Raw genomic sequence first — 19,475 nt, 5'->3', positions numbered from 1 at the left:
TGACTTTACTCACACGCGGCAGTACAGAATATTTTGGCCGCACCCCAGCACAAATGTGGGAGCTGGCTTGCCTGCGATAGCGGTCTCAGCGGTTCGGCGCAATCACCTGACACAACCTGCCCACCGCCTCCACCATCTGCCCACTGGGCCGCTCCAACCCTTTATCCGGCACGATCAGCAAGCGCCCCTGGGCCACCGCCGCCACCTGAGGCCAGGCCCTCCAGTCGTCCAGTTGCGCTTGATCCGCCGCCAGGATCACCTCGGGATCACGCTGTAACACCGACTCGATACTGACCTGCGGCGCTGGCAGCTTGAGGTCGTCAAACACGTTGCGCGCACCACACACACTTAGCGCGTCGCTGATGATCTGCCCACCGCCCACGGTGTACAGCGGCTGGTTCCAAACCTGGTAGAACACCCGCAACGGCTCGCTGCGGTAATAGCGCTGACGCAGCTCGGCCAAGCGTTGGCGCAAGCGGGCGGCCAGTTGGCGACCATCCTCGGCACGACCCAACTGCCGGGCGATGGCCTCGACCTGGCTGCTCAGTTGTTCAAGGCTATGGGGTTCGGCGACGTAGATCGGGATGTTCAAGCGCTTGAGCTGCTCGCGCTGGGCAGGGCCGACGCTGCCGGGCCAGAGCAGCAGCAAGTCAGGCTGCAGGCTGAGCAGGCGCTCCAGGTCCAACTGCCCATAACGCCCCACCGAGGGCACATTGCGCAGCGCGTCAGGCCGTTCGCCGCCGTCGAGAACGCCCACCAACAGATCACTGGCGCCCAGTTCAACGACGATTTCAGATAAGGATGGCGCGAGGCTGACCACCCGCTCGACCGCCGTCGCCGACGCGCTGGCGGCCAGCAGCAAAACCGCCAGCCAGAGGCGCATCAACCGAGCTGACGCGGGATGCGATAGAGGTAGAACAGCACCAGGGTCGACAAGACCAGGAGAAACAGCGGCACCGCTTCCAGGCCGACGAACACCGCCAGCGCACCGATCCAGGCGGGGAATGCCGCGACCAGCAACGCCGTGCGTCGACGGGCCGCAAGGGTGATCCACGCGGCGGGTTCTTCAGGCGTATCGAGGGCCTTGGAGGTGGCGATCAGCGCGTGTTTGTAGCCATGGAAGTAACGCAGGCTGGCAAACATCGAGGCGACACCGGCGATAAAGAACGGCATCGCCAACACCGGCAACAATGGCTCACCCTGGCCAAATACCAGGTTGATCACGAACAACGGCAACACCGCCAGCGCCAGGTACTGCCACCAACTGAACGACAGCCGCCGCTTGACCTGCCCGCGCGTCACGCCCGGTCAACCTCGCCCTGGTGCTCGTTGCCCATCATGTGGTCGAGCTTGCTGGCCTTGGTCGCCAGGTAGAGTTTGTTGTGCGGGTTATGCCCGGTGTGCAGCGGCACGCGCTCGGCAACGGTGATGCCCATTTCGGTCAAGGCTTTGACCTTGCGTGGGTTGTTGGTCATCAGGCGCAGGGACTGGATGCCCAGGTGTTCCAGCATCGGCAGGCAGATGGCGTAGTCGCGCTGGTCGGCGGCAAAGCCCAGGCGCTCGTTGGCCTCGACCGTATCGGCGCCACCGTCTTGCAGTTCGTAGGCGCGGATCTTGTTCAGCAGGCCAATGCCACGGCCTTCCTGACGCAGATACAGCAGCACACCACGGCCTTCACGGGCGATGGCTTGCAACGCGGCTTCCAGTTGCGAACCGCAGTCGCAGCGCTGGCTGAACAGTGCGTCACCGGTCAGGCACTCGGAGTGCACCCGGCCCAGGACCGGGGCGCCATCGGCCACGTCGCCCAGGCTGAGCACGACATGCTCGCGCCCGGAGGCTTTTTCAAGAAAGCCATGCATGGTGAACGTGGCAAAAGGGGTAGGCAGCTTGGAAGCAGCGACGAAAACGACGGGCACCGTGTGCTCCTGATTTCAGATTTCACAGAGGCGGGCATTGTAACAGCACGTTCCTACACACGCTTAAGCTGAATTATCGCTGATAAAGATCAATCGGTTCGATTGGCCTTTGCCTTGGTTCTATGAATGCTCAGCTTTTCATGTAGGAGCGAGCTTGCTTGCGAAGAACCAGAGAGCGCCGCGCTTATCCTGCAACCAAGCGTTATCGGTGACGTTCTTCGCGAGCAAGCTCGCTCCTACATAAAAGCGGGGTGATCAGAACGGATAGGGCTGGTGCCAACGTTCGAAGATGGGTTTCAACTCGCCGCTTGTCACCAGCGACTCCATGCGCCGGTCAAACAACGCCATCAACGCCCGGCCCCGCTCATTGTCGGTAAACCCCAGGAACAGCGGCAGTTCGGCAATGTGCGTGAGCTTGAACACCGCGGGGTCGTCGGCTTGGCCAAGGATGTATTTCAGTTCGGCCAGGGCATCGATGTAGAAATCGGCCCGCCCGTGCTGGAGCATCGGCAAAATCCCGCCGCGCCGCTCGATCTGGTTGAAGCGGTGAATATTGGGCAGGTATTCCTCGTACTTGTAGCCGCGCACCCAGGCCAGGCGGTAGGCACCCAGCGTCTTCAGCGTCGGCTCTGGGCTGCTCGCCAGGGCGTAGATGTGGTCGGCGTCATAGTTCCAGCGGGCGTACAGCACGCCCTCGGTCTCATCGTGATAGGAGCCGACCCAGGCATCTACTTCGCCGCGCCGCGCCAGGCCGACCGAACGGGTGTAAGGCACGCTGCGGATCTTGACCTTGACCCCGGCGGGCTCGAAGACTTCCCGCAGCACGTCCCAGGCCAGGCCGCTGCCGTCGGCGTTGGTGTAGTCATTCCAGGCTTCACTGGCCAGGCGAATCTGGCCGGGTACTTCGGGAGTGTCAGCGGCCCACCCGGCAGATGCGCCAACACACAGCAGGATCAGCAACCAGCGACGTAGGCCCATGATGACGTCCTCCTGGGAAAGCGACCTTTTCTGTAACGTTGTAAAGGGTAGCGCAGCCAGCCGTGTCACGGCGTCTCGCGAAAATGCTGATAACCGCGCACGGCCGGGGTGATGTCGTGGCCACCGGCATCCAGCAGCCTCACTCCCGCTCCCGCCTCCACCCGCCCGACGACATGCACCGGCCACCCCTCAGCCAGCAATGGCCCCAGCTCAGTGGGTGGCAAGGTGAACGCGAGGACGTAATCATCCCCCCCGCTCAAGGCTGCGGACCGCGCCTGCTCATCGCCGAGAAAGGCCAGCAACGCGGCCGAAAGCGGCAGCCGTTGTCGCTCGATCACCAGGCTTACGGCCGAAGCCTTGGCGATATGCCCACAATCGGCCAGCAGGCCGTCAGAGATATCCAGCGCAGACGTAGCCTTGCCCCGCAACGCCATGCCCAAGGCCAACTGCGGTTGTGGCGACCAATAGTGGCCCAGCAGCGGCTCGGCGATTTGCGCTGCGGCGCTACGTTGCCCCAATACCAACGGCAAGGCCCCCGCGGCATTGCCCAGGTCGCCGCCGACACACAGCAGGTCGCCCGGTTGCGCGCCACTACGAGTCAACGCCAGCCCGGCCGGGACACGGCCAAACACGGTGACGGTCAGGCTCAACGGGCCACGGGTAGTGTCGCCGCCCACCAAGCCCACGCCACAGCGCTGGGCCATGGCGTTCAAACCCTGGGCATAGCGTTGCAACCAATCGGCCGCGACCGTAGGTGTGGTGAGTGCAAGGGTAAAGGCAAGGGGGCAGGCGCCCATGGCCGCCAGGTCGCTGACTGCCACCGCCAGCGAGCGCTGGCCGAGCAGGAACGGATCGCAGGGGTCGGCAAAGTGCACGCCGGCCACCAGGGTATCGGTAGAAATCGCCAGCTGTTCCCCGGGGGGAACCGCCAGCAAGGCGCAGTCGTCGCCGATCCCCAGGGCAATGCCTTCGCCGCCTTGCGCACAGGGCGCGGCGGCGAAATAGGTGCGGATCAGCTCGAACTCGCCCATCAGGGAGCCAAGCGCAGGTTAGCGCTTGTACGCCTTCACTTCGGCTTCACGCAGGCGCGGGGCCAGCTTGTCGAGCACGCCGTTGACGAACTTGTGACCGTCGGTCGAACCGTAGACTTTCGCCAGTTCGATACCTTCGTTGATCACAACGCGATACGGCACGTCGACGCGCTTGAGCAGCTCCCAGGTGGACAGGCGCATCACGCACAGTTCAACCGGGTCCAGCTCTTCGAGGGTCAGGTCCAGGCAAGGTGCCAGGGCCGTGTCGATCTCGCTCAGGTTGGCATGCACGCCGTGCAGGATGTCGTGGAAGTACGGCAGGTCGGCGAAGGTAAAGTCGTTATCGACGCGAAACTGCGCTTCGATTTCGTTCAGCGAAGTACCCGCCATCTGACGCTGATACAGCGCCTGGGTCGCCAACTGACGGGCAGCACGGCGCTTTTCGTTCTTCGACGGTTTGCCGGCGTCCGCAGGACGTGGCTCGCGTGGGTTGAAACGATCGCTCTCGTCGGAAATCACTTGGCCTCCAACTGCGACAGCAGGCTGACCATTTCCAGGGCGGACAGGGCAGCTTCAGCGCCTTTGTTGCCGGCCTTGGTGCCGGAACGCTCGATGGCTTGCTCGATGGAATCAACGGTCAGTACGCCGAAGGCCACTGGCACGCCGAACTCCATGGACACCTGGGCCAGGCCCTTGGTGCACTCGCCAGCCACGTATTCGAAGTGCGGAGTACCGCCACGAATGACCGCGCCCAGGGCGATGATCGCTGCGTATTCGCCTTGCTGGGCAACTTTCTGCGCAACCAGTGGAATTTCGAAGGCGCCAGGGGCACGGATAATCGTGATATCGCTTTCGCTCACACCGTGGCGAACCAGGGCGTCCACGGCACCGCTTACCAGGCTTTCAACCACGAAGCTGTTGAAGCGGCCAACCACCAGGGCATAGCGGCCTTTGGGGGCGATGAAGGTACCTTCGATGGTCTTCAGGGTCATTCGACAAATCTCTTAAAGAGCCGGGACGCGTCTATGACGCGCCCCTTAGTGATATTTGAACCGCGAACAAGGAGCGAAAATCGCCGGCCTTTATTCGGAGGGCACGTATTCTACTACTTCCAGGTCGAAACCGGATATCGCATTAAATTTCATGGGTGCGCTCATCAGGCGCATTTTGCGCACGCCCAGATCACGCAGGATCTGCGAACCGGCACCGACGATGCTGTAGGTGGTCGGCTTTTTCACCGGTACCTGGTCAGCGCTTTCGCGGATATGTGCCAGCAGCACATCGCCATCCACCGGATTGCCCAGCAGCAGCACGACACCGCTGCCCGCCTGAGAAACCGCGGCCATGGCGGCTCGCAGGCTCCAGCGGCCCGGCTGCTTGACCATCAACAGGTCACGCAGCGGGTCCATGTTGTGCACACGCACCAGGGTCGGCTCTTCGGCGCAGATGTTGCCCAGGGTCAGGGCCATGTGCACGTCGCCTTCCACCGAATCACGGTAGGTCACCAGGTTGAAATGCCCCAGTTCGCTGTCCAGCGGCTGCTCGGCAATCCGCTGAACGGTACGTTCGTGGATCATCCGGTAGTGAATCAGGTCGGCAATGGTGCCGATCTTGATGTTGTGCTCGGCGGCAAAGGCTTCCAGTTCCGGACGACGCGCCATGGTGCCGTCGTCGTTCATCACTTCGCAGATCACCCCACTCGGCTCGAACCCGGCCATACGCGCCAGGTCGCAGGCAGCCTCTGTGTGGCCGGCACGGGCCAGGGTGCCGCCAGGCTGGGCCATCAGCGGGAAGATATGGCCAGGGCTGACGATATCTTCGGCCTTGGCGTCTTTGGCGGCAGCGGCTTGCACGGTGCGGGCGCGGTCAGCGGCAGAGATGCCGGTGGTCACGCCGGTGGTCGCTTCAATCGAGACGGTGAACTTGGTGCCAAACCCCGAACCATTGCGCGGCGCCATCAGCGGCAGCTTGAGCAGTTCGCAGCGCTCGCGGCTCATGGGCATGCAGATCAGGCCACGGGCGTGCTTGGCCATGAAGTTGATGTGTTCAGGCTGGCACAACTCGGCGGCCATGATCAGGTCGCCTTCGTTCTCGCGGTCTTCGTCATCCATCAGGATGACCATCTTGCCTTGGCGGATATCTTCAACCAGTTCTTCGATGCTATTGAGCGCCACGCGGCACCCCCTTGGTCAGGATTTCAGGTAGCCGTTAGCGGCCAGAAAACTTTCGGTGATGTTACCGGCTGCAGGCTCTGCGGCCTTATCGCCTAGCAACAGGCGCTCCAGGTAACGGGCAAGCAAGTCCACTTCCAGGTTCACCCGGCGACCTGGCTGGTATGAGGCCATGATGGTTTCGCTGAGGGTGTGGGGAATGATCGTCAGTTCGAATTCAGCGCCGTTCACGGCGTTCACGGTCAGGCTGGTGCCATCGACGGTGATCGAGCCTTTGTGGGCGATGTACTTGGCCAGTTCTTTAGGGGCCCGGATGCGGAACTCCACGGCCCGCGCGTTTTCGCTGCGCGCCACCACTTCGCCGACGCCGTCGACATGGCCGCTGACCAGATGGCCGCCCAAACGGGTGGTCGGGGTCAGGGCTTTTTCCAGGTTGACCGGGCTGCCAGCCTTGAGGTCATTCATCGCGGTGCAGTCCAGGGTTTCGCGGCTGACGTCGGCGGCAAAGCCGTTGCCCGGCAGTTCGATGACGGTCAGGCATACGCCGCTGACGGCGATGCTGTCGCCCAACTTGACGTCGCCAAGGTCGAGCTTGCCGGTTTCAACCAACAGGCGCACGTCGCCGCCTTTGGGGGTCATGGCGCGGATGCTGCCGATGGATTCGATAATGCCGGTGAACATGGCCTTCTCCTGGAAAACAGTGCGGGTGCCTGGGCGCCCGGTCGGAATTATACGCTCGCTGGGGGGAGCGGGATGGCAGTGACTCGCCAGTCGTCGCCGACAGCGCGCATTTGCGTGATCTTGAGTTGGGGGGCGTCGGCCAGCTTCTCAAGCGGCCAGTCCAACAATGGCCGAGCGGCGGAGCCCAGGAACTTGCCGGCGACGAAAATCACGTATTCGTCCACCAGGCCCTGCTGGGCAAACGCCCCCGCCAGGCTCGGCCCGGCTTCCACCAGCACCTCGTTGACGCCACGGGCCGCCAGGGCCACCAGCGCCGAGCGCAGGTCGACCTGGCCGTCGACACCCGGTACCACCAGGCATTCGGGGCCACGGGGGAACTGGTTTTCGGGGGTCACGCAGGTGATGACCAGCGCCGGGCCGGCCTTGAAGAACGGCGCGTTGAGCGGCACCCGCAGGCGGCCGTCGATCAGCACGCGCAGCGGCGGGCGCGACATCGCCAGAGCGGTGGTCTGCGCATCCAGGCCCAGTTCGGCGGCGCGCACGGTCAGGCGCGCGCCATCGGCCAGCACCGTGTCGGCGCCGGTCAGCACCACACTGGCCTCGGCCCGCAGGCGCTGTACGGCGGCGCGGGCGGCAGGGCCGGTGATCCACTGGCTTTCACCACTGGCCATCGCGGTGCGGCCATCCAGGCTCATCGCCAGTTTGACCCGCACAAACGGCAGGCCGTGTTCCATACGCTTGAGGAACCCGGGGTTCAAGGCGCACGCCTGGCTTTCCAGTACGCCGCTGAGCACCTCGATACCGGCCTGGGCCAGGCGCTGCATGCCGCGCCCGGCCACTTCCGGATTCGGGTCCTGCATGCCCGCTACCACCCGCGCCACGCCGGCCGTCACCAGCGCATCGGCGCAAGGTGGCGTATGACCATAATGGCTGCACGGTTCAAGGGTCACGTACACCGTGGCACCCCGGGCTTTATCGCCAGCAGCGCGCAAGGCGTTGGGTTCGGCATGGGGTTCGCCGGTGCGCTCGTGCCAGCCTTCGCCGACAATCTGCCCATCACGCACAATCACGCAGCCGACCCGTGGGTTGGGGTGGGTGGTGTACAGGCCCTTGCGCGCCAATTCGAGGGCGCGGGCCATGTAATGGGCGTCAAGCACGGCCTGCTCAGCAGAAGGAAGGTTCATTCTTTGACCGGCTCACGGGCCAGGCGGTCGATCTCTTCGCGGAACTCGTTGAGGTCCTGGAAGCGTCGATACACCGAGGCGAAACGAATGTAGGCGACTTCGTCGAGCTTTTGCAGCTCGCCCATCACCAGTTCTCCAACCACCAGGCTCTTGACCTCGCGCTCACCGGTCGCCCGCAGCTTGTGCTTGATATGCACCAGCGCCGCTTCCAGCCGCTCGACACTGACCGGGCGCTTTTCCAGGGCGCGCTGCATACCAGCGCGCAGTTTGTCTTCGTCGAAGGGCTGGCGGCTGCCGTCGGACTTGATCAGGCGTGGCAGTACCAGTTCGGCGGTTTCGAAGGTGGTGAAACGTTCACCGCAGGCCAGGCATTCGCGCCGGCGACGCACTTGATCGCCCTCGGCGACCAGACGCGAGTCAATGACCTTGGTGTCGTTGGCACCGCAGAAGGGACAGTGCATGGTGGCAGGCAACAAAAAAAGGGAGGGCCATGGTAGCGCATCCCCGTGGCAAGACAAGCCATAGCCTTTACGGTATATAGGCTGACTATTATGTTTCTTATGTTTAGTTCACGGATTTTTGCCCTTTTTGGAGCCGTACATGCCGTTACGACCGCTGGTTTTACTCACAATGTTCAGTTTTCTGGTCGCCTGCAGCAGCGAGGCACCAAAACCAGCGGCCCCGCAACCCACGCCGCAACAAGAGAAAAAAATCCCCGGCCAGGAGCCTCTCGGGCCTTTGCCGGCGTATCAGCGTGAAGTGAGCGGCACCCTCAATGGCGTGCCGGCCGGCGCCGAAGTCGAGCTGGCGTTGCTGGTGATCGACGAGCGCAGCCGCCCGCAACAACTGCTGGCCAGCAGCGTGCTGATCGGCAACAACAAACCACTGGCCTTCCGCCTGCGCTTCAACCCCCAAGCCTTCCCGAGCGGCGCCCGCGTTGAGTTGCGTGGTCGCGCCAGCCAGTCCGGGCAGTTGATCCTGCATCTGCCGGCGGTGCGTATCCAGCAGCCGATCACCCAGACCACCGGGCCACTGCAACTCGTCCGCGCACCATGACGCCACCGCTGCACCTGCAACGAGCCTTGAGCGAGCTGATCGGCGACGCGCAACTGGTGCCCTGCCCGTTACCGGGCACCGACCTGTCGTTATGGCTGCTGGACGCCGACAACATGCACCGCGCCTTCAGCCCTGAGGAAACCCGGCGCATCCTGCACGAACCGCCCTACTGGAGCTTCTGCTGGGCCAGCGGCCTGGCACTGGCCCGTTACCTGGCGGCCAACCCGCAGTGGGTGCAGGGCAAGCGGGTCCTGGATTTTGGCGCCGGCTCCGGGGTGGCGGGGATTGGCGCAGTAAAAGCCGGTGCCCTGGAAGTGGTGGCCTGCGACCTCGACCCGCTGGCACTCGGCGCCTGCCGGGCGAATGCTGAACTCAATGGCGTAACGTTGGGCTATTCGGCGGATTTTTTTGCCGAGGCCGATCGTTTCGACCTGATCCTGGTGGCGGACGTGCTGTACGACCGGGCGAACCTGCCGCTGCTGGATCAGTTCCTCACCCGCGGGCGAGAAGCGCTGGTCGCCGATTCACGGGTGCGGGATTTCCAGCATCCGGACTATCAGCGGCTGGGGATTCTGGAGGCGTTGACGTTGCCGGATCTGGCGGAGCCTTGGGAGTTTCGCAAGGTGAGTCTGTACCATTCGCGCAGGCCTTGAGTCCGTCGCCAGCAAGCCGGCTCCTACAGCGCTTGTCTGCGCTTTCAGCCAACTGCGCCAAGCCTTATAGTTGCCCCATTCCCGCTTTCTTCGAGATACCCCATGAGTGAGCCCACGCCGTACATTTTCGATGTCACCACCGCCACCTTCGATCAGGCTGTCATCGAAAACTCGTTCCACAAACCCGTGCTGGTGGATTTCTGGGCCGAATGGTGCGCGCCATGCAAGGCGCTGATGCCGTTGCTGGCGCAGATTGCCGAGAGTTATCAGGGCGAGCTGCTGCTGGCCAAGGTCGATTGCGAAGCCGAGCAGGATATCGTTGCGCGCTTTGGCATTCGCAGCCTGCCGACCGTGGTGCTGTTCAAGGACGGTCAGCCGGTGGATGGGTTTGCCGGGGCCAAGCCGGAGTCTGAGATTCGCGCGTTGCTGGAGCCCCATGTGCAACTGCCGCCACCGGCCGATGAGGACCCGCTGGAGCAGGCCCAGGCGCTGTTTGCCGAGGGCCGTATCAGTGAGGCCGAGGCCGTACTGGTGACCTTGCTGGGTGAAGACAACACCAACGCCGCGGCGTTGATCCTCTACGCCCGCTGCCTGGCCGAGCGTGGCGAACTGGGCGAAGCGCAGACCGTACTCGACGCGGTCAAGAGCGACGCCCACAAGGCGGCCCTCGCCGGTGCCAAGGCGCAGATCACGTTCCTGCGCCAGGCTGCCGACCTGCCTGATACCGCCGACCTCAAGGCCCGCCTGGCGCAAAACCCGCAGGACGATGAAGCCGCGTATCAACTGGCCGTGCAGCAATTGGCCCGCCAGCAATACGACGCGGCGCTGGAAGGCCTGCTGAAGTTGTTTATCCGCAACCGCAGCTACAACGAAGGCCTGCCACACAAGACGCTGCTGCAAGTGTTCGAGTTGCTGGGCAACGACCACCCGCTGGTCACGGTGTATCGCCGCAAGTTGTTCGCCGCGCTGTACTAATCAGCGATCCAACTGTATTGCGGCGTATCCCCGCCGCTGGCCACCTTCACCTTGGCGCTATGGCGCAGGCGTACCAACAGGCGCTTGCCCGCCTGGGCGTTGCCGGCCAGGCCTTCGAGGCGGTCCGACAGCTCCAGCCCGCTGAGTTGCCCGGCCTCGCGCAGCAGGTCCTGGGCGGCCTGCCACAGGTTTGCGTCCTGATTGAGCGGCGCGGGGGTGACAGGCGCCTCGCCCGTCACCGGCGTGGTTGCCTGAAGGTGTACACCCAGCCGTGCCCAATCGCTCTCGTCCAACTCCAGGGTCAAGTCCACGGGCAGCTCGCCGATGGTTCCACGAATTCGCATCATTGCTCGTCCTCCAAGACTTTTCTGACGAGCATGCTCCCATGCGTCTTGCGCTGCGCCAAGCAGACGGTCAAACTCTCACGGCTTTTGTTATAAGATCACATAACAAAATATTCATTCACGCCCGGGAGTTTTTCTATGCGCCGCCTGTTGCTCGCTTTGCCGTTTGCCCTGTTGCCCCTGGCTGCCCTGGCGGCTGACGAACACGACCACGATCATGACCATGAACACGGCAGCCTTGGCGCCCATGAGCATGGCGTTGCCCGCCTTAACGCGGCGCTCGATGGCAAGGCCCTGGAACTGGAGCTGGAAAGCCCGGCGATGAACCTGGTGGGTTTCGAACACCTGGCCACCACCGATGCAGACAAAGCCAAGGTCGCCGCCGCCCGTAAACAGTTGGAACAACCCTTGGCGCTGTTCAGCCTGCCAAAAGCCGCCGGTTGTGTGGTCAGCAGCCAAGAGCTCGAAAGCCCGCTGTTCGGCGACAAGCCAGAAGACGATCATGACCACGCCACCGATGGCAAAGGCGCCGCTGCCCATGACCATGACCACAGTGAAATCCACGCCCACTACCAGTTCACCTGCACCAGCCCTGCCGCGCTGAAAAACCTCGACCTGGCGAACCTCTTCAAGACCTTCCCCGCCACCCAGAAAATTCAGGTACAACTGATCGGCCCAAGCGGCCAGCAGGGTGTTGAAACGACGGCCAAGGCTGCGACCCTGAAATTCTGACTACACACGCTCAACTGTAGGAGCTGGCTTGCCTGCGATGGCATCGGCGCGGTGTCGCAGATACACCGCGTAGTCTGCATCGCAGGCAAGCCAGCTCCTACAGGTGACCGCGCTCTGCAGGTGATACTGAGTTCCCATGACCCAAGCACTGATCGAACTGTCCGACCTGGGCTTTAACTGGCCCGGGCACCCCCAGTTGCTGGATATCCCGGCGTTTCGCCTGGAGCCTGGGGAAACCCTGTTTCTCAAGGGCCCCAGCGGTAGCGGCAAGACCACCCTGCTAGGCCTGTTGGGCGGCGTGCAGAAACCCACGCGTGGCAGCATTCGCTTGCTCGGCCAGGAGCTGACCGAACTGTCGGCCGGCGCCCGTGATCGGTTTCGGGTCGACCACACCGGCTACATCTTCCAGCAGTTCAACCTGCTGCCGTTTCTCTCGGTACGCGAGAACGTTGAACTGCCTTGCCATTTCTCCAAGCTGCGCGCGCAACGCGCGACCCAGCGGCATGGCAGCATCGATCAAGCCGCCGCGACCTTGCTCGCGCACCTGGGCCTCAAGGATGAGGGCTTGCTGGAACGCCGCGCCGACTCGCTGTCCATCGGCCAGCAACAACGGGTCGCCGCCGCCCGCGCACTGATCGGCCAACCGGAACTGGTGATCGCCGACGAGCCGACGTCGGCCCTGGACCACGATGCACGGGAAGCCTTCCTTCAATTGTTGTTCGCCGAATGCCGCGAGGCGGGCGCCAGCCTGTTGTTCGTCAGCCATGACCAGAGCCTGGCTTCGCTGTTCGACCGCAACCTGTCGTTGGCCGAACTCAATCGCGCCGCCACGCCGCTCGAGGTTTGAGATGTATTTGTTCCGTCTAGCCATGGCCAGCCTGGCAAACCGCCGCTTTACCGCGATCCTCACCGCCTTCGCCATCGCCCTGTCGGTGTGCCTGCTATTGGCGGTCGAGCGTGTGCGTACCGAGGCGCGCGCCAGCTTTGCCAGCACCATCAGCGGCACCGACCTGATCGTCGGCGCCCGCTCCGGCTCGGTCAACCTGCTGCTGTACTCGGTATTTCGCATCGGCAACGCCACCAACAACATCCGCTGGGACAGCTTCGAGCACTTCGCCGCCAACCCGCAGGTGAAATGGGCGATCCCCATGTCCCTGGGCGACTCCCATCGCGGTTACCGAGTGATGGGCACTACCGACGCCTACTTCGAACACTACCAATACGGGCGCAGGCAGAACCTGCAACTGGCCAGCGGCCGCGCCTTTGCCACTGACCCTTTTGAAGTGGTACTCGGCGCCGAAGTGGCTGACGCGCTGCATTACAAACTCGGTGACAAGCTGGTGCTCGCCCACGGCGTGGCGGTGGTCAGCCTGGTCAAGCACGATGACAAACCCTTCACCGTGGTTGGCATTCTGCAACGCACCGGCACCCCGGTGGACCGCACGCTGCATATCAGCCTGGGCGGCATGGAAGCGATCCATATCGACTGGCACAACGGCGTGCCGGCCCAGGGCAAGGGCCGGATCAGTGCCGACCAGGCGCGCAATATGGACCTCACGCCCCAAGCCATCACCGCGTTTATGCTGGGCTTGAACAACAAGATTTCGACCTTCACCCTGCAACGCCAGATCAACGAGTTCCGTGGCGAGCCGATGCTGGCGATCCTGCCGGGCGTGGCCTTGCAAGAGCTGTGGAGCATGATGGGCACTGCGGAAAAGGCGTTGTTCGTGATCTCGCTGTTTGTGGTGCTGACCGGGTTGATCGGCATGCTCACGGCGATCCTCACCAGCCTCAATGAGCGGCGCCGCGAAATGGCGATCCTGCGTTCCGTGGGGGCGCGGCCCTGGCATATTGCGAGCCTGCTGATTTTCGAGGCCTTCGCCCTGGCCCTGGCCGGCGTGGTGGCGGGGGTTGGCCTGCTGTATGTGTGTATTGCGGCGTCCCGTGGCTATTTGCAGGCCAATTACGGGCTGGACCTGCCGCTGGCGCTGCCCAGCCCGTATGAATGGACGCTGCTCGCCGGTATTCTGGGCGCCGCCCTGCTGATGGGCAGCGTGCCGGCCTGGCGCGCCTATCGCCAATCCTTGGCCGATGGCCTGTCGATCCGTTTATGAGGAAGGCTTTGATGCGTCATGCCCTGCTTGCGCTGTTATTGATGATCGCCCTGCCCGCCTGGGCCGCCGAGCCTCGGGATTTGTCGTGGCAGGAAATGATTCCACCGGACGCTCCGGTGGAGGTGCCGAATATGACGCCGCTGCACGACCTGTCGAACATGGCCGACGCCCTGTCAGCAGAGGCCGCACCAGCGGCCAAGCAGGATTTGCCCAACGCGCCGGTGGTCGCAACCCTCAACGACCAGCACATCCGCCTGCCGGGCTATATCGTGCCGCTGGAGGTCAGCGAAGAAGGCCGCACCACTGAGTTCCTGCTGGTGCCGTACTTCGGCGCCTGCATCCATGTGCCGCCGCCGCCGTCGAACCAGATTGTGCATGTACGCAGTGAGATCGGGGTGAAGCTGGAGGAGTTGTACCAGCCGTACTGGATCGAGGGGCAGATGCAGGTAAAACCGTCTACCAGCGAACTGGCGGATGCGGGCTATCAGATGGAAGCCGAGAAGATCTACGCCTACGAGTTGCCCGAATAGCAGCCTCAATCAAATGTGGGAGCAGGCTTATCGGATCACGGTTTCATTGAGCTGAGTCAAAGGCTCACGCGTAACGATCTTTACCATTGGACACAGCCAACTAAAAACGTCCTTTGGAGCCACCCATGCATAAGTCACTGCTCAGCGCTTCCCTCTTCGCGCTTGCACTCGCCGCCCCTCTCGCCCACGCTCACGAAGCTGGCGACATCCTCGTTCGCGCCGGTGCCATCACCGTTAACCCGAAGGCCGATAGCGGCAGCGTCAAGGTTGACCAGGGCCCATTGGCCGGCACCAACCTGGGTGGCAAGGCGACCATGAGCAGCGACACGCAACTGGGCCTCAACTTCGCCTACATGCTGACCAACCACGTCGGTATCGAACTGCTGGCCGCCACGCCGTTCGAGCATGATGTGAAGCTCAAGAACACCGCCCTCGGCGCCGCCAACGGCAAGCTCGGTACCCTCAAGCACCTGCCGCCTACCCTGAGCGTCGTGTACTACCCGCTGGACAGCAAATCGGCGTTCCAGCCTTACGTCGGTGCCGGTATCAACTACACCTGGATCTACGACGAACACGTTGGTAGCCGCGCCCAGGGCGAAGGCTTCAGCAACTTCAAGGCCGAGAACTCCTGGGGCTGGGCCGCGCAGATCGGCGCGGACTACATGATCAATGACAAGTGGATGATCAACGGCCAGGTGCGCTACATCGACATCAGCACCAAAGCCACCGTCGACAACAACGCCCTGGCGGCGGGCACTCGTGCCAAGGTCAATGTGGACGTGGATCCGATGGTCTACATGGTCGGTATCGGCTACAAGTTCTAAGCTAGGTTAAACAAACGCTACACAACAATGTGGGAGACCGGCTTGTGTAGGAGCTGGCTTGCCTGCGATGCATCGCCTCGGTGTCTTTGAAAGACCGAGGTGTGTGCATCGCAGGCAAGCCAGTTCCGGCACAGGACGGGCTCCCACATTTTTTTGTGTTCAGTCAGCTAGTTATGCCGGTAGAAGCGATCGAGTAGCGCCGGCAGTCCCGCGCGCCACGCCCGGGGCTTGATGCCAAACGTGTGCAGGATCTTCTTGCAGGCCAGCACCGCATGTTGCGGTTCGTCGGCGGCGTCTGGCCGGGCGGCGTGGGCTTGGGCGGTTGGCGCTTCGACCGCCAGCGCATGGAAATTGCGCGCTTCGGTGAGGATCGCCTGGCCAAGGGCCACAGGGGTGGTCGCCTCTTGCCCGGCGTAATGGTAGGTGCCCCACAACGGCGCCGCACAATCGAGTTGCTTGAGCACCGAGATAATCACCCGTGCCGCATCGTCCACCGGCGTCGGGTTGCCCCGTCGATCATCGGCCAGCAACAACTCCTCGGACTTCTCGGCACGCGCCAGGAAGCGCCCAAGCGCACCGTCGACACTGTCATCGAGCAACCAGCCAAAGCGCAGCAGCACATGTTGCGGGCAGGTAGCACGCACACTCTGCTCAATGCGCCATAGCGCCTGGCCGCGCAGGCCCAGGGGCACCGGCTCGTCTTTTTCGCTGTAGGCCGTGGCGCGCGAGCCATCGAACACCCGGTAGCTGGACGGTTGCAGCAGCGTGATGTTGTGGTGTTGGCACAGCTGCGCCAGGCGCTCGACGGCAGATTCCTGCCCGGCCAGACGGGCCTCGTTCACGCTCTCGGCCTGGAACCAGTCGAAATAGTAGGCGAGGTTGATCAAGGCATCGGGACGGGTGTCGTCGAGCAATTGGGTAAGACTGGCGGCATCCCAGCCGTCTTGGGGCGGGCGCGGGGCGAGGAAACCGATATCTTCCTCCGCACCGAGGCGAATCAGCGCCTGCCCGAGGGCATTCCCGCCGCCCAGTAACATAAGGCGCATTCGCATAAATTGAGCAGGCCCGGTCTGTTTGGAACGATGGCTATTGTCGACAGGCGTTGATGCCGTGCCGTTGGTATTTGCCAGAATCGTTGCATTTTGCGGGTTTGTAGCGCAACCGTCACTTACTAAGTGGCGTTAGGACAGCGCGCCGTTTGTAGGATCGTCGAAACTTTCGCGCGAGCACCACAGTCAGCCATTAACGAACGGAGGCCACTGCCCCGCCAACCCACGGGAGCCACCATGGCTGTGATTCCAGAATGGGTGCCTGTCACGCCCACTGCTGCCATCACCCGCTTCAAGGTGCTGACAGTCAATACCCACAAGGGCTTCACTGCCCTCAATCGACGCTTCATCCTGCCGGAATTGCGCGAAGCGGTGCGGGGTGTCGCAGCGGATGTGGTGTTCTTGCAGGAGGTGCATGGCACCCATGAGCACCACCCCCGGCGCTACAGCAACTGGCCGAGCATGCCGCAGTATGAGTTTCTCGCCGACAGTATCTGGCCGCAGTTCGCCTACGGGCGCAACGCGGTGTATCCCCATGGCGACCACGGCAACGCGTTGCTGTCGAAATTCCAGATCATTCGCTATGACAACCTCGATATCTCCCAGAGCGGCCACGAAAGCCGCGGGCTGCTGCATTGCGTGCTACGCCTGCCCGGCACCGGCCAGGAGGTGCACGCCATTTGCGTGCACCTGGGGCTGCGCGAGGTGCATCGCCAACAACAGCTCAAATTGCTGGCCCAGCGGGTGGCCGAGATCCCCGGCGCCGCGCCGCTGATCGTCGCCGGTGACTTCAATGACTGGCGCCAGCAGGCCGATCTGAGCCACAGCGGCCTGCAGGAAGTGTTTGTGCAGGCCCATGGCAAACCGGCGCGTACGTTTCCGGCGCGCCTGCCCTTGCTGCCGCTGGACCGCATTTACGTGCGCAACCTCAAGGTCCATCACGCGCAAGTGCTGACGGCCCGGCCCTGGTCGCACTTGTCCGATCACGCACCACTGTCGGTGGAGATTGAGTTATGAACGGCGCCGTGGAACACATCGCCACCGATCAGCCACCCGATGACGCCAGGGCCAGGGACCCGGACTACGGCTGGCAACCCGGCAACCAGGTGCAACTGCTGGAAAACGGCGAGGCGTACTTCCCCAAAGTCTTCGAGGCTCTGCGCCAGGCTCGCCAGGAAATCCTCCTGGAGACATTCATTCTGTTCGAAGACAAGGTCGGCCATGAACTGCACCGGATTCTGATCGAAGCCGCCCAGCGTGGGGTGAAGGTAGTGGTCAGTCTTGATGGCTTTGGCTGCGGCGAACTGAGCCCCGGGTTTCTCGGCGAGTTGTCCCAGGCCGGGGTCACGGTCCAGATGTTCGACCCGGCGCCCAAGACCCTGGGGTTTCGCACCAACTGGTTTCGCCGCCTGCACCGCAAGATCGTGGTCGTGGACGCTGAGGTGGGGTTTATCGGCGGGATCAATTTTTCTGCAGACCATCTGGCGGACTTCGGCCCCGAAGCCAAGCAGGATTATGCGGTGCAGGTGATCGGGCCGGCCGTGGCGGACCTGCATCACTTTGCCCTGGCGCAAAGTGGCCGCCCGGTGCGCACGCGGCGCGGTTGGCGACGGCGCCAGCAACCGTCCTGGGCGGCCGACGACGGTGAAGGCCTGGTACGCCTGATCTACCGCGACAATCTGCAACACCGCAGCGATATCGAAGAGGCCTACCTGCACGCCCTGCGCCACGCCCGCCAGCGCGTGGTGATCGCCAACGCTTACTTCTTTCCCGGTTACCGCCTGCTGCGGGAACTGCGCAATGCCGCCCGGCGCGGCGTGCAGGTGCAGTTGATCATGCAGGGCCAGCCCGATGTGCTGCTGGCCAAGCTGGCGGCGCGCATGCTCTACGACTATCTGCTCAAGGAAGGCGTGGTGATCCACGAGTATTGCCAGCGCCCCCTGCACGGCAAGGTGGCCCTGGTGGATGAGGCGTGGAGCACCGTGGGCTCGAGCAACCTCGACCCGTTGAGCCTGTCACTGAACCTGGAGGCCAACGTGCTGATTCGTGACCGGGAGTTCAATCAACACTTGTTCGAGCGCCTGGAAGACCTGAGCCGTAACCACTGCAAGACCATGCCGGAAAACCGCACCCCGCGCGGCTGGTTGTGGCGGGTGACCGTGGGGTTTGTGGTGTTCCATGTACTGCGGCACTTCCCGGCCTGGACCGGCTGGCTACCTGCACACAAACCGCGCTTGAAACCCTTCGTGCATGCCGGGAGCCAGGACCATGAGCCAAGCCCACACAGCTGATGCGCGCGCCCATGCGTTCAAACGCTGGAAGAAGCCGCTGACCGTCGCCTTCTTCCTGTTGCTGATCGTGCTCTTTACCCTGCTCGCGCGGCGTATCGACTGGAGCGAAGTATTTGCCACCCTCAGCGACTTCAAGCTACGCACCTTGTGGATCGCGGCCGGGCTGACGCTGTGCAGTTTCCTGGTGTATGCGTGTTTTGACCTGATCGGGCGGACCTACATCCGCCAGCCCTTGCGCTGGAAGCAGATCCTGCCGGTGGGCATCATCAGTTACGCGTTCAACCTCAACCTCAGCGCCTGGGTCGGCGGGATCGCCATGCGCTACCGGCTGTATTCGCGGCTGGGGGTCAGCAACGCCAATATCGCGAAAATTCTTGGCTTGAGCCTGGCCACCAATTGGTTTGGCTATATGGCCCTGGCCGGGGCGGTGTTCAGCAGCGGCCTGGTGACGATGCCCCCGGGCTGGAAACTCAGTAGCGGCGCCCTGCAAGGTGTTGGCGTATTGCTGGTATTGGCGAGCCTCGGCTATCTGGCTGCCTGTCAGTTCTCCAGGAAACGCGCCTGGTCGATTCGCGGGATCGAGATCAACCTGCCGTCGCTGCGCATGGCATGCCTGCAACTGGCCCTAGGTGCGTTGAACTGGTCGCTGATGGCGGCGGTGATCTTTACCTTGCTGCCGGCCAAGCTCGACTACCCGCTGGTGCTGGGGGTGTTGCTGATCAGCGCGATTGCCGGTGTGGTGACGCATATTCCGGCCGGCCTGGGCGTGTTGGAGGCGGTGTTTATCGCCCTGCTGCAACATGAAGCCTCACGGGGCAGCCTGCTCGCCGGGTTGATTGCCTACCGGGCGATCTATTTTATCTTGCCGTTGCTGATCGCCCTGGTGATGTACCTCGCCGTAGAGGCGAAGGCCAAGGCTTTGCGGGTGAAGAAAACACCCGCGTAA

Annotated in this window: 24 protein-coding genes; 11 read left to right on the top strand and 13 right to left on the bottom strand. The window is 63.1% G+C overall.

All coding sequences use genetic code 11. From position 1 onward, the window contains the following. Positions 1-85 precede the first annotated feature (85 nt). From HKK57_RS13085 to nrdR, 11 genes are all read right to left on the bottom strand, one after another. Entirely contained in the window at positions 86-883 is a 798-nt protein-coding gene (locus tag HKK57_RS13085; RefSeq protein ID WP_169390254.1) for a cobalamin-binding protein, read from the bottom strand. Continuing rightward, complete coding sequence (locus HKK57_RS13080; RefSeq protein ID WP_169390253.1) at positions 883-1,302, bottom strand: nuclear FMR1 interacting 1 family protein; 420 nt, start codon at positions 1,300-1,302, stop codon at positions 883-885. Before HKK57_RS13080 ends, HKK57_RS13085 begins: the two co-directional genes overlap by 1 nt. Beyond that, positions 1,299-1,916, bottom strand: coding sequence for a GTP cyclohydrolase II (gene ribA / locus HKK57_RS13075; protein ID WP_029299440.1), 618 nt, complete (start codon positions 1,914-1,916; stop codon positions 1,299-1,301). The genes HKK57_RS13080 and ribA overlap by 4 nt, the downstream gene beginning before the upstream one ends. A gap of 255 nt (positions 1,917-2,171) precedes the next feature. Further along, positions 2,172-2,894, bottom strand: coding sequence for a substrate-binding periplasmic protein (locus tag HKK57_RS13070; protein ID WP_169390252.1), 723 nt, complete (start codon positions 2,892-2,894; stop codon positions 2,172-2,174). Between the two features lie 65 nt (positions 2,895-2,959). After that, the gene (thiL, locus tag HKK57_RS13065) at positions 2,960-3,925 is read right to left on the bottom strand and encodes a thiamine-phosphate kinase (RefSeq protein WP_154908050.1); all 966 of its coding nucleotides are present in this window, start codon (positions 3,923-3,925) and stop codon (positions 2,960-2,962) included. An 18-nt stretch (positions 3,926-3,943) separates the two neighbouring features. After that, complete coding sequence (nusB, locus tag HKK57_RS13060) at positions 3,944-4,444, bottom strand: transcription antitermination factor NusB (protein ID WP_029299437.1); 501 nt, start codon at positions 4,442-4,444, stop codon at positions 3,944-3,946. Next, the gene (ribH, locus tag HKK57_RS13055) at positions 4,441-4,917 is read right to left on the bottom strand and encodes a 6,7-dimethyl-8-ribityllumazine synthase (RefSeq protein WP_003176356.1); all 477 of its coding nucleotides are present in this window, start codon (positions 4,915-4,917) and stop codon (positions 4,441-4,443) included. The genes nusB and ribH overlap by 4 nt, the downstream gene beginning before the upstream one ends. Before the next feature lie 90 nt (positions 4,918-5,007). Continuing rightward, positions 5,008-6,099, bottom strand: a complete 1,092-nt coding sequence (gene ribBA / locus HKK57_RS13050) for a bifunctional 3,4-dihydroxy-2-butanone-4-phosphate synthase/GTP cyclohydrolase II (protein ID WP_029299436.1) — start codon at positions 6,097-6,099, stop codon at positions 5,008-5,010. A gap of 15 nt (positions 6,100-6,114) precedes the next feature. Beyond that, positions 6,115-6,777 (bottom strand): riboflavin synthase, encoded by a 663-nt coding sequence (locus HKK57_RS13045; protein ID WP_029299435.1) that lies wholly within the window; start codon positions 6,775-6,777, stop codon positions 6,115-6,117. A gap of 47 nt (positions 6,778-6,824) precedes the next feature. After that, positions 6,825-7,961, bottom strand: a complete 1,137-nt coding sequence (ribD, locus tag HKK57_RS13040) for a bifunctional diaminohydroxyphosphoribosylaminopyrimidine deaminase/5-amino-6-(5-phosphoribosylamino)uracil reductase RibD (protein WP_169390251.1) — start codon at positions 7,959-7,961, stop codon at positions 6,825-6,827. Next, positions 7,958-8,422: a transcriptional regulator NrdR gene (gene nrdR / locus HKK57_RS13035; protein ID WP_029299433.1), complete on the bottom strand. Its 465-nt coding sequence runs from the start codon at positions 8,420-8,422 to the stop codon at positions 7,958-7,960. The genes ribD and nrdR overlap by 4 nt, the downstream gene beginning before the upstream one ends. Positions 8,423-8,561: 139 nt before the next feature. Here nrdR and HKK57_RS13030 point away from each other — a divergent pair, with 139 nt between their 5' ends. The 3 genes from HKK57_RS13030 to trxA all read left to right on the top strand — a co-directional run bounded on the left by HKK57_RS13030 (position 8,562) and on the right by trxA (position 10,645). Next, positions 8,562-9,017, top strand: a complete 456-nt coding sequence (locus tag HKK57_RS13030) for a YbaY family lipoprotein (protein WP_029299432.1) — start codon at positions 8,562-8,564, stop codon at positions 9,015-9,017. After that, positions 9,014-9,670 carry a class I SAM-dependent methyltransferase gene (locus tag HKK57_RS13025; protein WP_029299430.1) on the top strand — a complete coding sequence of 219 codons (657 nt, stop codon included), beginning with the start codon at positions 9,014-9,016 and terminating at the stop codon, positions 9,668-9,670. Before HKK57_RS13030 ends, HKK57_RS13025 begins: the two co-directional genes overlap by 4 nt. A gap of 102 nt (positions 9,671-9,772) precedes the next feature. Beyond that, a complete protein-coding gene (trxA, locus tag HKK57_RS13020; protein ID WP_029299428.1) occupies positions 9,773-10,645 on the top strand; it encodes a thioredoxin in 873 nt (290 codons plus the stop codon). On the opposite strand, the gene HKK57_RS13015 is transcribed toward trxA, so the two are convergent. Beyond that, positions 10,642-10,992, bottom strand: a complete 351-nt coding sequence (locus HKK57_RS13015; protein WP_029299425.1) for a hypothetical protein — start codon at positions 10,990-10,992, stop codon at positions 10,642-10,644. The genes trxA and HKK57_RS13015 overlap by 4 nt on opposite strands. A 135-nt stretch (positions 10,993-11,127) precedes the next feature. Between HKK57_RS13015 and HKK57_RS13010 the strand changes: the two genes are divergently transcribed. From HKK57_RS13010 to HKK57_RS12990, 5 genes are all read left to right on the top strand, one after another. After that, positions 11,128-11,721: a DUF2796 domain-containing protein gene (locus tag HKK57_RS13010; protein ID WP_169390250.1), complete on the top strand. Its 594-nt coding sequence runs from the start codon at positions 11,128-11,130 to the stop codon at positions 11,719-11,721. 136 nt (positions 11,722-11,857) lie between these two features. Beyond that, complete coding sequence (locus HKK57_RS13005) at positions 11,858-12,568, top strand: ABC transporter ATP-binding protein (RefSeq protein WP_029299421.1); 711 nt, start codon at positions 11,858-11,860, stop codon at positions 12,566-12,568. A gap of 1 nt (position 12,569) precedes the next feature. Continuing rightward, positions 12,570-13,835, top strand: a complete 1,266-nt coding sequence (locus HKK57_RS13000; protein ID WP_070995300.1) for an ABC transporter permease — start codon at positions 12,570-12,572, stop codon at positions 13,833-13,835. An 11-nt stretch (positions 13,836-13,846) separates the two neighbouring features. Beyond that, positions 13,847-14,365 (top strand): DUF3299 domain-containing protein, encoded by a 519-nt coding sequence (locus HKK57_RS12995; RefSeq protein WP_029299418.1) that lies wholly within the window; start codon positions 13,847-13,849, stop codon positions 14,363-14,365. Positions 14,366-14,490: 125 nt separating this feature from the next. Next, the gene (locus HKK57_RS12990; protein WP_070995296.1) at positions 14,491-15,189 is read left to right on the top strand and encodes an OmpW/AlkL family protein; all 699 of its coding nucleotides are present in this window, start codon (positions 14,491-14,493) and stop codon (positions 15,187-15,189) included. Positions 15,190-15,356: 167 nt separating this feature from the next. Here the strand turns inward: HKK57_RS12990 and HKK57_RS12985 are convergent, their stop codons facing one another. Next, positions 15,357-16,241, bottom strand: a complete 885-nt coding sequence (locus HKK57_RS12985) for a sugar nucleotide-binding protein (RefSeq protein ID WP_032867470.1) — start codon at positions 16,239-16,241, stop codon at positions 15,357-15,359. A 234-nt stretch (positions 16,242-16,475) separates the two neighbouring features. Between HKK57_RS12985 and HKK57_RS12980 the strand changes: the two genes are divergently transcribed. From HKK57_RS12980 to HKK57_RS12970, 3 genes are read left to right on the top strand one after another with little or no spacing between them, the layout of a single operon-like run. Continuing rightward, on the top strand, positions 16,476-17,255 hold the full coding sequence (locus HKK57_RS12980) for an endonuclease/exonuclease/phosphatase family protein (RefSeq protein WP_070995294.1): 780 nt from the start codon (positions 16,476-16,478) through the stop codon (positions 17,253-17,255). After that, entirely contained in the window at positions 17,252-18,529 is a 1,278-nt protein-coding gene (clsB, locus tag HKK57_RS12975; RefSeq protein ID WP_070995293.1) for a cardiolipin synthase ClsB, read from the top strand. The genes HKK57_RS12980 and clsB overlap by 4 nt, the downstream gene beginning before the upstream one ends. Next, the gene (locus HKK57_RS12970) at positions 18,507-19,475 is read left to right on the top strand and encodes a lysylphosphatidylglycerol synthase domain-containing protein (protein ID WP_092230771.1); all 969 of its coding nucleotides are present in this window, start codon (positions 18,507-18,509) and stop codon (positions 19,473-19,475) included. The genes clsB and HKK57_RS12970 overlap by 23 nt, the downstream gene beginning before the upstream one ends.

The organism is Pseudomonas sp. ADAK21, from assembly GCF_012935735.1.
Taxonomy (GTDB): domain Bacteria; phylum Pseudomonadota; class Gammaproteobacteria; order Pseudomonadales; family Pseudomonadaceae; genus Aquipseudomonas; species Aquipseudomonas proteolytica.
This window is presented reverse-complemented; position numbering and strand designations above follow the sequence as displayed.